The organism is Bdellovibrio bacteriovorus HD100, assembly GCF_000196175.1.
Taxonomy (GTDB): domain Bacteria; phylum Bdellovibrionota; class Bdellovibrionia; order Bdellovibrionales; family Bdellovibrionaceae; genus Bdellovibrio; species Bdellovibrio bacteriovorus.
In genome coordinates this window covers 2,214,893-2,229,131 of the sequence record NC_005363.1, presented here as the reverse complement: position 1 = coordinate 2,229,131, position 14,239 = coordinate 2,214,893, and the positions used below count along the sequence as shown (strand labels likewise).

Sequence of the window (14,239 nt, the reverse complement as noted above, 5' to 3'; positions counted from 1 at the left end):
CGGCCGGGAATAAGTTTCCTGGGGCTTAGAACCCCCCAGATTCAATCAAGCTGATGAGAGAATCAGGAGTAGCAGGGACAGGAAGTTCCAAATGGAAAGTTAAGCCTCCGCCGCCTGCCTGCGGAACGACTTCGTAGTTTGAATTCAAAATACGGCCGACCGTGGCTGTTTGTGTTCCTTGGGGGGAAATGACTTCGACTGTGTCCCCCGTGCGCACACGGTGTCTTGCTTCGACTTTTACAAATTCTGGATTTTCTGATTGTCCTAAAACGACGCCTGCAAATCTTTGCGTGAAGTTGCGGGAGGTCGAATGGCGGTACTCCTGGGAATTATGGCTCAGATTGCCAGTAACAAAACCCGTGTGATAGCCGCGATTCGGGACCTTGGACAGTTCCTTCAAAAGATTTGGGTCGAATTCACGTCCCGCCATCATGTCATCGATCGCCTTGCGGTAAACTCTGGAAATCATTGAAGCGTAATAAAGAGATTTAGTGCGTCCTTCCACTTTGAATGAGCAGATCCCCGCATCGCGCAGCTCTTTCAGGTGCTCAATGACACAAAGGTCCTTCGCGTTCATGATATAGGTGCCGTGTTCGTCTTCGTCAATTTGATAGAATTGCCCCTTGTCGCGCAGGTCCTCCAGATAGAATTCGTCGTCTTTACTGCCTTCGGCCTTGTGAATGTTATAGCCGTAGCGGCAACTGTTGTCGCAGACCCCTTGATTGGCATCGCGATAGCTCATGTAGTGGGACAACAGGCAGCGGCCGGAGTAAGCAATGCAAATGGATCCGTGCACGAAGGCCTCAAGTTCGATGCCAGGAACACGTTCGTGAATCTCTCGGATTTCTTCCAAGCGCAGCTCGCGACTGAGGATAATGCGTGTGGCGCCTTGTTGCTGCCAGAATTTCACGCTTTGCCAGTTCATGCAGTTGGATTGCACGCTCAGGTGGATATTGACGTTTGGGTCGACTTCCTTGGCGATCATCATCAAGCCTGGATCACTCATGATGAAGGCGTCGGGCTTCAGGTCCACCCATTTTTTAAAGTTTTCACGGAAGGATTTGAGTTTTAGATTGCGGGCAAAGATGTTGGCCGTGACGTAGATCTGCTTGCCGTGTTCGCGCGCAAAGGCAATTCCTGCCTGAAGGTCTTCGATGGTCATTTCGTTTTCGCGGGCGCGCAGACTGAAAAGGGGGACGCCAACATAGACGGCATCGGCGCCATAGCGGTAAGCGTATTTAAGTTTTTCCAGGGAGCCTGCCGGCATCAAGAGTTCGGGACTCATCTTTGTTCTCCATCACTAAAAGTAATTTCGTACTTTTAGGAGGAACCGGGCAGGAGTTCAAGAGGCGGCCGAAAAACCAACCCGCCGGGTGGAGCCTGGAGGCGATTAATTCGCCCCAGCCTCAATCCATCTTTTCAGGTAACTCAGCTCAGCCTCCGTTAGCGGAGCCAGCATCGTGTTGCCTCTTTGCGGAGGCATGAAGCGTTTATTCATCCCCGGCACCGTCACTTGATACAAGACACTTTCTTCGGCTGTAGCCGCCAGTAGCTTATGCTTGTGAAGGTCCGCTACCGTTTCAAGGATCGTGCGTTTTGCGGTCTCAGTGCTATGGCAGACCATGCACTTCGGACCCAGGATTTCTTTTTTCAGGTTTTCAAAACTTAATTCCAGCGTCGCCAGATCTGTTTCAGGTTTCTGAACTGGAGCTTCGGCATCACCACAGTTGGAAAGTTCGCCGACCTTCTGAACGTCAGAACGGCTGCGCACCTGATCGTCGATCCAGGTTTCAAGGATTTGTTTTTCACAGGCTGTCAGCGGCTTGTAACCCGCTGAACGAGGCGGCATAGAGCCTTTGTTGATCGCACCCAAAATAGCATCTTTTTGCGCCAGTACCTTTTCGGCCGTGTTCATGCTGCGACCACCGGAAGTGTGGCACTCAAGGCATGTGCTTAGGGCGGTGGATTTAACCACATCGAAGCTGACTTTTTCGTTTTGGAATTTGCTGAAACCTTTAACCTCAAGACCGCCGGTTTTGAACAGACCCAATTCTTCCATTGGGTAGCTGCAGCCCACCAAAGAAAGTCCCAAAATTGCCAAGAAAACGAAGTGCTTTTTCATAGTGGCAAAGGTTCTATCAAATTTTGCTGAAGACGGGGGATTTGATTCAGTGCCGAAGAATAAAATACAAGGGGCTGTCAGTTTTTTCGACAGCCCCAGAATGTGGGGTCCTATTTTTTAAGTTTTAAAGGCTGAAACGGAGCCACGGACGCAGGCTTACGACCCCCACGGGCGGCATCAATACAGCTTTGGCGTTGGGTGTCGCTGGCTTCGGTGTTCTCTCCACATTTAGAAAGCTCAGCCGGGTTGTAGGTTTGCCCTTGGATGCTGTCCCAGCATGCCCAGAAGGCTTTGTCGTCTTGTTGCAGGTGGCAGACCGTCGCGGCATACCAGTCGACGTTTTCGGATTTGGTGCGCTCGTGGCATTCGTTGATTTCTTTTTCGCCGATGAAGCGTTCACAAAAGCCAGCGGGATTCGTGGGTTCAAGGGCAATGGCAATCAGCGGGACGCAGGCAATAAGAACCAGGGAATGTAAAACGAGCTTCATCTAAGCGACCTTTATTTTGAAAAGTACTGAATACATGGCTTTCAGCATGTCGGGATCATAACGACCGGCCAGTTTTTCCTTCATCATGGCGACAGCATCCATCGGTGTCATCGGCACGTTGTAGGATCTTTGTGTGGTCATGGCGTCATAGGTGTCGGTGATGGCGACGATCCTTGCAAACGGGTGGATTTCTTCCGCCACCAGTTGCTGAGGATAACCGTTCCCAGCCCAGGATTCGTGGTGCTCAAAACAGGCGGCCTTGATTGCATCACTGATGTTCGGGTGGTTGTTCATGATAACCAAACCGTACTGCGGGTGCATTTTCATTTGCTCCCACTCGGCATCTGTTAAGCCGCCTTTTTTGCAAAGGATGTCCAGACTGACGCTGCGTTTACCAATATCGTGGAAAAGGGCACCTACACCCAACTCTTCCAAAGTTTTTGCATCATAGCCAAGAGCTTTACCCAAACCCAAAGAATAAATGCTGACGTCCAAAGAATGATTGTAGGTATAGAAGTCATGTCCGGACAACGAGATCATAAAGCCCATGGCTTCCGGTGCGTTTTCCATCAGGTCAATGAAATCGGTGATAATCGGGCGGGATTCATCCAGCGCCTTGTTCACATCCGGATTTTCAAAGAGATCTTCCATCAACGCAACCGAGGATTCCCGCAGGATCTTGGCTTTATCAAACGGGTTCAGAAGGTCCGAGTTCATTTCTTCCTTCACCCAGTCGCGATAAGTCTGTTTGTCTTCTATGCGCACGAAGAAGGAATCGCCCGTGTCACGTCCGTGCAAAGTTTTGATTTTACCGGAAGCCAGCTTGTCACCCGCACGTAAGTAAAGAATATGTTTACCATCCACAAGGATGTAAATGTCAAAACTGGTGACTTTATCAGGGCGAATTGTGCTCAGACGAATGCGGAAGTAAGTCGTGGAATCCATAGGAAAATTCTGCCACGGAAGGGGATTTGAAGGAACTAAATCCGCAATAAACAAACACCTCGGTCCTTGGTCTAGAGTCAGAGGGGCGAATGCCCCTCACAACGTTTCAATGCGGGACGAGCAATAGTGAAACTCGCGCTCCGGGGCACGAGGTGAAACAGCTCCCGCCGGGTTCCCGGCAGGCTGCGTTGCCGGGGGTTCGGCAGTTGCCGAAATCCCGGTGAATGGTTCATAATCCCTGCATGGCTCTTCGTCTGGATACGCAAATTCAGTTTCTAAAAGGTGTGGGTCCCAAGTTGGGGGATCTGTTTTCCCGTAAAGGTTTAAAAACCTTGGGGGACCTTTTTGAATTCTATCCAAGAGCCTACGAGGATCAGCGCGCGGCCAGAAACATTTCAAGCCTGCGCCCGGATGACATTGTCAGCATCAAGGCCACGGTCGTTGCCGTTCACAGCGTGAACATGGGGCGCTCGGCGCGCAAGATGTATGACGTTCTGGTCAGGGATGCTTCCGGTCAGATTCACTGCAAGTACTTCCGTGTGCCTTACAAAGGTTACTTTGAACGTTTTAAGCCCTTCACCGAAGTTCGTGTGGTGGGAAAAGTCACCGAATACCGCGGCCGTTTGGAATTCCATCATCCTGACATCAAGGATGTGGAACCTGACGAAGAAACCCAGGATGCGCTGATTCCGCTGTACACTGAAATTGAAGGCCTTGCCACAGCCAAGATCATGAAGCTGGTGCGTTCGGCCTTTGCGCAAATCGAAGAATGGCCGGAAGAGGCGTTCCCGAAGTGGATGCGTGAAAAGTACAACCTGATCCCGCGCAAAGACGCCCTGAAGGACATCCACTTCCCGGATCCCAATAAGGCCAAGCAATATTCCGAGTTTAAAACAGCAGCTCAAAAACGCATCATCTTTGATGAGTTCTTCTGGCTGGAGCTTTATCTGGCTTCCAAAAAAGCGGGCTTCCAAAAAGAAGGGGCTCCGCAAATCAGAAACTCCGGTGAAAAGATGCGGGCTTTGCTTCAGTCATTGCCATTTGAAATGACAGGTGCACAAAAGCGCGTCTTCACCGAAATCAAAGCGGATCTGGAAAAAGGTCATCCCATGCACCGAATGGTTCAGGGGGACGTGGGAAGCGGAAAGACGCTTGTGAGCTTTATGGCTGCCATCTATGCCGCCGAAAGCGGCTACCAATCCTGTTTGATGGCGCCGACTGAAATTTTAGCCGAACAGCATTTCAAAAACGCCCGAAAGGTCTTAGAGCCGTTGGGCATCCGTCTGGGATTGCTGGTGGGTAAATCCAAAGCCTCGGAGCGAAAGCAGCTGCTGGCGGCCCTGGGTGCGGGGGAAATTGATTTGATCATCGGCACCCATGCATTGATTGAAGACGAAGTGCAATTCGCGAATCTGGGCCTTGTGATTATCGACGAACAACACAGGTTCGGGGTTGAACAACGCGGGGTTTTGAAAAACAAAGGCAACTCGCCGCACTTCCTGGTGATGACCGCGACACCCATTCCCAGAACGCTGGCGATGACCGTGTATGGGGACTTGGACGTTTCCATTATTGATGAAATGCCGGCGGGCCGCAGTCCTATTCAGACGCGCGCGACCTTTGAAAGCAAGCGCCCTCAAGCCCTGCAGTTCATGCTGGAGCAAATCCAAAAAGGCCGTCAGGCCTATATCGTGTATCCTCTGGTGGAGGAAAGCGAAAAGATTGATTTGAAAGATGCAGTGTCAGAATACGAAAAGCTGAAAGAGCTTTATCCGCAGCTGAAGATCGGTCTGTTACACGGGAAGATGAAGCCTGACGAAAAAGATCAGGTCATGGATCAGTTCCGTAAAAATGAAATTCAAGTGCTGGTCTCAACCACCGTCATTGAAGTCGGCGTCGACGTGCCCAATGCCAATATCATGATCATCGAACACGCCGAACGCTTTGGGCTTTCGCAGCTGCACCAGTTGCGCGGCCGGGTGGGACGGGGCGAGCATAAAAGCTTCTGTATTCTGATCATGGGTTACGCCGTTTCCGAAGAAGGCAAAGCCCGCACTGAGATGATGGAAAAAACCACCGACGGATTCAAGATCGCCGAATTCGATCTTGAAATGCGCGGCCCTGGTGAATTCATGGGGACCAAACAGTCGGGTCTTTCCGGGTTTAAGCTTGCGAACCTGGTGCGGGATATGGCGATTTTACAGGAAGCCCGTGAAGCCGCTTTCGAGGTTCTAAGAAAAGATCCAAGACTTTCCTACGTTGAAAACCAGGGTCTGAAGGCAGAGCTGTTGCGTGAGCACGGCCCTGCGGCCCTAGCCGGCATTGCATAGCCAGAGTCTCGTTCTGAAACACAGGGACCTGGTATTATTGGTTTAAACCACTGTTATTGTTCCGTGATGTGCCGATAAGTGATCTATGGATCATGTTTTATTTAGAACGTCTCGGATTCTGATTCTATCTTTTTTCTTCCTGTTGTCAGTGGGGTGCTCTTTGGATGCATCTCTGGTTGCAGAGAAGGCTTCTCAATTAATTGAAAACTTAACGCCCGATAGTGGGACTGAGATATTTCCTACGGTCACCTTTGACACTCCTTCAAGATTAACTGTGAACGTAGACAATTATGTCGGGATGGAGCTGCAGTTTGAAAATGCAGACATCATCGAGATTGACCAGTCTGATATCGTGGTCAATGGTGGGGCGGCGACCTGCGAGGTGTATTTTGACGACTCTGAAGGCTATTACGTCGAACTTTATAACTGCACGGGCAATGGAGTTGTAAGTGTTGGTGTGGCACCGGGGGTTGCGCGAAGCAACGATGGAAAGTCGAGTGTTCAAACAACGTCTCCGTTTTTGATTACAGTCGACAACATCGCACCGGTGATCGAAATCACCAGTCCTGTGGCCGGCAGCTCGGTTGCTGATGCAAACAGCTTTATTGTCAGTGGTTCTTGTGACGAGACCGGGACAGATATTTACCTTAACTATCCGACAAATAACACGGTTGCCTGCAGCGGGGGAGTTTGGAGCGCGGATCTTGTGGTTGCCAGCTCAGGCGCCGGAAATATTAGCGTCAGCGTCTATTACGAAGACAGTGCCGGAAACTTTGTGAGTGATGCGCGTTCATTCGTCATTCCTGTGAAGGTTTATAAAGTGGTGGATATTTTCAACTCCAGACGGACTTCCGGGGTTTTGCTTGGGGATGGTTCTTTTGTTCCGTGGGGCTGGAATGCCGCTGTGACGAATATGAGTGTGGCAACTCAGAATGCGGTAAAGTCAGGAATCAGTGCGGTGCTCGCGCCGAACTATGAAGATGCATTTACCGTATTAAAATCCAGCGGAACTCTGGTGAACTGGGGAAGCTCGCGAGCGGTTTCGGATGTCACGTCAGCGCAGCACATGGTTTCGATGGTATCAAATGAAGAGGCCTTTTCCGGTCTAAGAAGCAATGGAACTGTGTTTGGTTGGGGCTACTTTCACTCTGGAGGAAATCCTCCGACTTCAGTAACGTCAGCCAATAGTGGTGTGCACAAACTTATAGCGGCAAGGGATAGTGTTTTGGCATTAAAGGCCAATGGAACAGCTGCCGTTTGGGGTGGATATAGTGACGAGAGTTCGGTTCCGGTTGCTATTTCTTCTCCGGGCTCCGGAGTTATTGCCGCCGCTGGTAAGAGAAATGCCTGGTCGGCCATGCGTGTGGATGGATCTATATATCATTGGGGCAGCACGGCCTATGGAGCAGATGCAGTGGCTCCTCCAGGTGTTATCGAGCTGATCTGTGCCAATAATGAAGGTGGATTTGCCGGGCGGAAGGCAGATGGCTCGGTGATCACATGGGGTAAGGCGACGGCCGGTGGCGACCCGTCAGCGTTTTTGGCTCAGCTGCAAAAGAATCGCAAAATTGTTTGCGCTGGCAGTATTTTTGTCACTTTAAGCTCCAGTGGTGCTGTTTTTGTTTGGGGAGGCTACACGCCATTCTCCGCATCACCTCCAGAGCTGGCATCGGGTGTCTCGGACATTTTCGTGGCCAGAAACCGGGTCTTTGCCTATAAAAGCAACGGGGCGGTTTACAGCATCTCTAGCGGTACTGGAGCGGCCACAGAGTTGGCGGCAGCCGATGGCGTGGGATTGGAAACCACGACCGCGGGCGCCTATGCGGTTCTTAAATCCGACGGTTCAGTGGTGGCGTCCGGCAATGCGAGTTATGGCGGCGATACCTCAACGGTCAGCTCTTCTCTTGGGGCTGGAGTCGTCAAACTCACTTCCAACTACGGTACATTTACTGTCTTAAAAGATGATGGAACCATCGTGTCGTGGGGTTTGGATAGCGACACCAGTGCGATCTCATCGTCATTGAGTGGGCCCTTTAAGTCGACCAAGAAGGTTATCGCATCCAAAAAGGCCTTTGCCGCTTTGAGGTCTGATGGTTCCGTTGTCAGTTGGGGAGGCGACATTGCTAATTTCTCAAGTGCGGCGGTGGCGGCTGGGGTAAAAGATCTGTTCTCTACAGAGCGTGCGTTTGCGGCGCTGAAGTCAAATGGTTCGGTGGTTGCGTGGGGAGCCAGTGACTACGGTGGGAACGTCGATACCGCAGGTGCTTTGCTGGCTTCCGGAGTGAAGACGATCCATGCGAACAGTCGCAGTTTTGCCGCCTTAAAAGCGAATGGGACTGTTGTGACCTGGGGGCACTCGCCGTCTGGGGGTGACAGTTCCGCGGTCGCAGCCCAATTGGTGGGGGTTGTTCGGATTTATTCAACCGACACGGCCTTTGCGGCATTAAAAGACAATGGAAGTGTTGTGACCTGGGGTGAAGCGGCCGCCGGGGGCGATGGTGCCTCCGTGCTTGGGGCGTTGACATCAAAAACAGTTCAGATTTATTCCAACAAAAGAGCGTTTGCGGCTCTGCAAGATGATGGCAGCCTTGTGACCTGGGGTGATTCTGCCGCAGGCGGGGACTCTTCGTCTGTGTCCGCTTCCCTTGCAAGTGGGATTGTGGATGTGATCCCTTCAGATAGAGCGTTTGCGGCTTTGAAGCCATTGGGAGCGGTTGTTACTTGGGGAGATTCTCTTTTTGGCGGCAACAGCTCTTCGGTGAGTGCTTCGTTGTCATCGAATGTTTTAAGAGTCACTTCGACAGGTAAAGGATATTTTGCCAACAAGGCTGACGGTGTCATGGTCAGCTGGGGAGAAAGCTCGACAGGGGCCGGCAATGGAACTTTAAATGCGAATTTTTCAAATCGCTTCATTCGTGCCTTTACAAACCTGGCCGCCACCGCATTCTTGTTGGATGATGGAACGATCCAGACAGCTGGTGATGCTGCCGCCGGTGCAGATGTTTCAGCTGTCAGTTCTTCTCTCAGCTATGTTAAAGAGGTGGTTGCTTCCGGCCGGGCGTTTGCCGCTCTTCGATCCAACGGTGCTGTTGTTGTTTGGGGTGATGGGGCTCACGGGGGCAGTCCCGGTGCTCAAGCTGGTAAGCTCACTTCAGGAGTGAAGGTCGTCTATGCCACCGAAGGGGCTTTTGCCGCGCTGAAGGACAACGGCAGTGTCGTCACCTGGGGAGACGCCGCTGTGGGTGGGGATTCGGCCGGAGTTGTATTCATGGACTAACGAGGTTCATCCGAAAGTGGGAAGCTTCGTCAGTTGGCAAAAAAATACGGAACATTTTGCTGTTGCATCCGTGAATTTTGTTTGTCATCCTTTTCACAGATCACAAGGATGTGCTCTTATGAAATTGATCTTCAGCGTAGTTACGGCAACAGTTTTATTCTCTCTTCAGTCATTGGCGGCGGCACCTTCTTATAAGGTGAACATGCGTGTCGGTTTGAAGGGGGCTTCTCCTATTTCAATCAATACGGTTGCTAAATCCGGCAAAAAAAGCTTTATCAGCGAAATCTCTGACGATGGACAAAGCGAAACACTGGTGGAAGTGTTTGCGCGCAAATCCCAAGTGAATAAAAAAGACGGTCTCTATATGGATGTGACCGTGACCAAACGTGTTCGTGGGCAAAAGAAACTCGCGGAACGCGCTCAGATTTTTGCTCCTGACAATCAAGAGATGGAATTTGGCATGAACTCCAAAGGTCGCACGGCAGGGAATCTATCTCTGGCTGTGATGGCTCATCGTCTTTAAAAAATCACTCAGCGCATCAATATACTAAGTACCCCTTGCGACTGGACTTCGGTCGTGATCTGATTTTGTACTCAGAGGGGGTATTATGAATCATCTTGTGAAGGGCATCACGGTCTCTACGGTCGCGGCAGTTCTTTCTGTCAGCGCGGCACAAGCAGGCACGGTATTGAAATTCAATGCTGGCGCTATCGACACCAACAAACTTACCAGCAACTACGCTGCTTCCTGGATGATGGAAGCCAAAGCCACTGAATACATCGTTCAGTTCAAAAAAGCGGTTACTGAAAAAGACAAAGCAGCTTTGAAGGCTCAGTTTGAAGTGTTCGGCTATCTTCCGGATGATGCTTTGGTTGTTCGTGGGATCTACTCTGATCTTGTGACTTTCAAAACCAACCACCCTGGTGTTCAGGCTGTGGTGAAATACGCTGGCAATTATAAAGTCAGCAACTCCTTTGCTCCAGCCAGCGTCTTTACTAAAGACAACATGGTTGCAGTCCTTGTGAACACTTTCAAATCCCACGAAGTGGAAGTGATCGCCTCTAAAATTGAAAAAATGGATGTTAAAGTAGCGGTTCAAGTTGTTGATGGAAAGCACATCACTGCTTTGATTCCTCGCGGACTTGTTCCGGCGGTGGCTGCTTTGACAGGTGTTGAGCACGTTCAGCCGGCTCCAGTGATTGAATCCCTGCACTTTGCGATGGATGAAGATCTGGCAGATCAGGTTTCTGCAACTGCAGCGGGTGATTATTCAGACCTGACGGGCGATGAGTCCGGCACTCGTTTGATGAACTTTGATGCAGCTTGGGCCATGGGCTACGCAGGTAAAGGTCAGACTGTTTCCATGGCGGATACGGGTCTTGATTCCGGTAACACCGGCGCGATCCATCAGGATTTCGCAGGCGGCGTGATCTCGGGTTATCCTTTTGGTTTGTGGTCTAAATCATGGTCTGATCCAATGGGTCACGGAACTCACGTTGCCGGATCTGTGATGGGTCGTGGGACCGCTTCCAAAGGTTTGCTGAAAGGCGGCGCTTACGAGGCGAACATGGTTGCTGAAGGCATGTGGTCCCCAATGATGAAGAACTTGAGTGTTCCATCCAAACTAGGGGATTTGTTTGAAAAAGCCTTCGCCGATGGCGCTCGTATCCACACCAATTCCTGGGGTGGTGCTCGTACCTTCGGTGCTTATGACAACTTCGCAGTTCAAGTGGATGAATGGTCATACGCGAACCCGGACATGTTGATTCTGTTTGCGGCTGGTAACAGCGGCGCAGACAAGAACAAAGACGGCCGTATTGATTCCAACTCCATGGCTTCTCCAGGCACGGCAAAGAACGTTTTGACTGTGGGCGCTTCTGAAAACGTCACCAAATCCGGTGGTATTCAGGTTCCTATCAGCAAACTTCGCGCAGCCAAGGATGAATGGCCTTCAGAGCCGATCTACAGCTCTTATATCTCTGATAACGGCAACGGTTTGGCGATGTTCTCGTCCCGTGGCCCGACAACAGATGGTCGTACGAAGCCTGATATCGTGGCTCCGGGGACTAACGTTTTGAGTGTGTTCTCTCAGGAAAAAGACGCTTCTCCGCTTTGGGGCGCTTACAACAAAGACTATGTTTGGTCTGGTGGTACGTCCATGGCGACTCCGCTGGCTGCGGGGGCGGCGGCGATTGCTCGTCAGGTGCTTGTTGAAAAATTGGGCATGAAAAACCCATCGGCGGCTTTGATGAAAGCCACCATGCTTCACACGGCTGTTGATATGTACCCAGGTCAGTTCGGTGAAATCGGCGCGGCTCGCGGTCAAGAGATCCTGACTCGTCGCCCGAACTCGGATGAAGGTTACGGTCGCGTGGATGTGGCTAACATCGCCAACTTGGGCGGTGCTACTCAGTTTGTCGACAACCGTCAGGGTGTGGCTCAAGGAGCTGAGGTTTCTTACGAATTCACTTTGAATGCGCCAGGCAGCCTGTATGCGAACCTTGTTTGGACGGATGCTCCGGGTTCTGCGAATGCGGCCCAAGCTCTGGTGAACGACTTGGATTTGGTTCTGACTTTGCCAAATGGTCAGACCCTGAGCATGAACGATCACATCAACAATCTTGAGATGATCGAAAAGTCCGGCCTGCCGGCGGGCACTTACAAGTTGACTGTAAAAGGCTTTAAAGTTCCGCAAGGGAAGAACGGGGCTCAAGCTTACGCTCTAGTTTATACGGCTAAATAGGTCGAAATAGGCCATCTAAGTATTTGTAAATACTAGCAAAAGGCTCGGGTAATTCCGGGCCTTTTTTGTTTTGAGTTGGGCTCTGAAATTATTTCCAATGCGCTGCTCCCGTTTGATAACTCGTGTCAAATTTGATAGAACAGTCGAGGTTGCAAGTCTGTCCAAAGGTCTAGGCCCTAGGACGTGTCCCTTTTCCCTTGGGGAGGTTCGTGAATGCAGACGTTTGATGTCGGTGATAATGCAGTTTATCCTGGATACGGCGTTGTTAAAGTGGTTTCTATTGAAACCAAAGAGATGCTTGGTACTAAGACGACGTTCTACAACATGCAGTTGGTGGACACGGGTCTGAAGATCATGATCCCTACCACGAACGTAAAGTCCGCGGGTTTGCGTCCTATCATCTCCAAATCCGAAGCATCCCGAGTTGTTGGAATCCTTAAAGAAAAAGACATCAAGATCGACAATCAGACATGGAATCGCCGTTATCGCGAGTACATGGAGAAGATCAAAACGGGTTCCGTATTCGAGATTGCTGAAGTTTTACGCGATTTGTTCCTTTTGAAAGCGGACAAAGAGCTTTCCTTCGGTGAGCGCAAGATGCTTGATTCTGCGCGCAGTCTGCTTCTGAAAGAGCTGACTTTGGCGACCAGCCAGGAAGAGCTGTTCAAAGAAGAAGAAGTAAAAGCGATCTTCGGCATCACGGGTTAACAGTCGCCTTGCGGCTGAACCTTTTTGACCAGCCTAGTAAATGTTAAGTGGGCTGGACGATTTCAGAAAAACATAATAAATTCGAGGCTTGGTTCTTAGACCAGGCCTTTTTTATTTTGGGCCTTTCCCAGCTTTGGAGTTTCCGTATGTCCTCGAAAATCTCTCCGCATGTTCGTGTTCGTTTTGCCCCATCCCCAACGGGTTATCTGCACGTGGGGGGCGCAAGAACCGCTCTTTATAACTATCTTTTTGCCAAGAAAAATGGCGGCGAGTTCATCCTGCGCATCGAAGACACGGACGAAGCCCGTTCCACTCAAGAATCTCTGCGTGGGGTGGTGGATGACCTGGTTTGGCTGGGTTTGAAATGGGACGAAGGCGTGGACCCGGTGACGTTGAAAGACGTGGGCCCGAATGGTCCTTACCGTCAAAGTGAGCGTCTGCACATCTACAAAGAAATCGCCGATCAGCTTTTGAAAGAAGGCAAAGCCTACTATTGCTTCATGACCGAAGAGGACATTGAAAAGCAAAAAGCCGCAGCCGGAAGCTTCGCGCACTTGGTGTCGCCTTACCAGGATTGGACTTTGGATCAAGCCCTGGAAAGACTGAAAACCGGCGACAAAGCCGTGGTTCGCTTTAAAACCAAAAATCTGGTGAAAGATTATATCTTCACTGACCTTGTGCGTGGTGAAGTCAAATTCCCATCCGACATGGTGGGGGACTTTGTTCTGCTTCGTTCTGACGGCATGCCGGTTTACAACTTCTGCTGCGTGGTCGATGACCACCTGATGAAGATGACTCATGTCTTCCGCGCGGAAGAACATCTGCCAAACACCCTCAGACAGTTGATGATCTATGAGGCAATGAACTGGCCAACACCAGAGTTCGGTCACATGGCTTTGATTCTGGATGAAGACCGCCAAAAACTTTCCAAGCGCAAAGGCGCGGTGGCTTGCGGTCAGTTGAAAGACGAAGGTTATCTGGCCAGTGCCGTATTGAACTTTATCGCGTTGCTGGGCTGGTCTGATCCTCAGGGGCGCGAAATCCTGTCTGTGAAAGACATGCTGGAAGTGTTTGATATTTCCCGTTTGAATCCGTCGGGTGCGATCTTTGACCGTGTGAAGTTCAAATGGATGAATGCGCAGCACTTGCGTGCTTTGCCAAATGCAGAGTTGTGGCAAGCAGTCGCGCCATTCCTGGCTCGTGAAAACATGGATCTGCCAACGGATCCGGCATGGCAAAGCAAGTCTTTGGATTTGTTCAAGCCCTACATGGAAATCCTGGCTGATGCGATCGAGCTTTATCGTCCATTGAATGACAAGTCTTATGTGATCTTGCCGGAAGCCGATGAAACCCTGAAGTGGGAATCCACGAAAGCGGTTCTGACTTCCTGGAAAAATCTGCTGCAGGCGCATCCTTCTGACTATATGACAGAGGAAGAATTCCTGAAGATGCAGGACGAAGTGAAAAACCAGACCGGTTCCAAAGGCAAACACCTGTTCATGCCAATTCGTGTGGCGGTGATCGGGAAGCCTCACGGAGCTGAATTGAAGACTCTGGTTCCTTTGATGAAAAAATCCTCGCTGGTGGCTCGCGCAGAGCAGGCCCTGGCAAAAGTGTAGGTATAA

General features: G+C 50.7%; 10 protein-coding genes. 6 read left to right on the top strand and 4 right to left on the bottom strand.

Translation table 11 applies throughout. The annotated features are described in order from the left end of the window. Positions 1-25: 25 nt before the first annotated feature. The 4 genes from BD_RS10650 to BD_RS10635 form a co-directional block, all read right to left on the bottom strand. Positions 26-1,285 carry a U32 family peptidase C-terminal domain-containing protein gene (locus BD_RS10650; protein WP_011164752.1) on the bottom strand — a complete coding sequence of 420 codons (1,260 nt, stop codon included), beginning with the start codon at positions 1,283-1,285 and terminating at the stop codon, positions 26-28. 105 nt (positions 1,286-1,390) lie between these two features. Next, positions 1,391-2,122 (bottom strand): hypothetical protein, encoded by a 732-nt coding sequence (locus BD_RS10645; RefSeq protein WP_011164751.1) that lies wholly within the window; start codon positions 2,120-2,122, stop codon positions 1,391-1,393. 110 nt (positions 2,123-2,232) lie between these two features. Further along, positions 2,233-2,610: a hypothetical protein gene (locus BD_RS10640; RefSeq protein WP_011164750.1), complete on the bottom strand. Its 378-nt coding sequence runs from the start codon at positions 2,608-2,610 to the stop codon at positions 2,233-2,235. After that, on the bottom strand, positions 2,611-3,555 hold the full coding sequence (locus tag BD_RS10635; RefSeq protein ID WP_041583564.1) for an HD-GYP domain-containing protein: 945 nt from the start codon (positions 3,553-3,555) through the stop codon (positions 2,611-2,613). 242 nt (positions 3,556-3,797) lie between these two features. Between BD_RS10635 and recG the strand changes: the two genes are divergently transcribed. The 6 genes from recG to gltX all read left to right on the top strand — a co-directional run bounded on the left by recG (position 3,798) and on the right by gltX (position 14,233). Further along, positions 3,798-5,885: an ATP-dependent DNA helicase RecG gene (recG, locus tag BD_RS10630; protein WP_041583743.1), complete on the top strand. Its 2,088-nt coding sequence runs from the start codon at positions 3,798-3,800 to the stop codon at positions 5,883-5,885. Between the two features lie 274 nt (positions 5,886-6,159). Further along, positions 6,160-9,162 carry an RCC1 domain-containing protein gene (locus BD_RS10625; protein ID WP_157865695.1) on the top strand — a complete coding sequence of 1,001 codons (3,003 nt, stop codon included), beginning with the start codon at positions 6,160-6,162 and terminating at the stop codon, positions 9,160-9,162. Between the two features lie 118 nt (positions 9,163-9,280). Next, the gene (locus BD_RS10620) at positions 9,281-9,685 is read left to right on the top strand and encodes a hypothetical protein (protein ID WP_011164746.1); all 405 of its coding nucleotides are present in this window, start codon (positions 9,281-9,283) and stop codon (positions 9,683-9,685) included. A gap of 85 nt (positions 9,686-9,770) precedes the next feature. Then, positions 9,771-11,906, top strand: a complete 2,136-nt coding sequence (locus BD_RS10615) for a S8 family serine peptidase (protein WP_011164745.1) — start codon at positions 9,771-9,773, stop codon at positions 11,904-11,906. Positions 11,907-12,119: 213 nt separating this feature from the next. Then, complete coding sequence (locus BD_RS10610) at positions 12,120-12,614, top strand: CarD family transcriptional regulator (RefSeq protein ID WP_011164744.1); 495 nt, start codon at positions 12,120-12,122, stop codon at positions 12,612-12,614. A gap of 146 nt (positions 12,615-12,760) precedes the next feature. Further along, entirely contained in the window at positions 12,761-14,233 is a 1,473-nt protein-coding gene (gene gltX / locus BD_RS10605; protein ID WP_011164743.1) for a glutamate--tRNA ligase, read from the top strand. Positions 14,234-14,239: the final 6 nt, after the last annotated feature.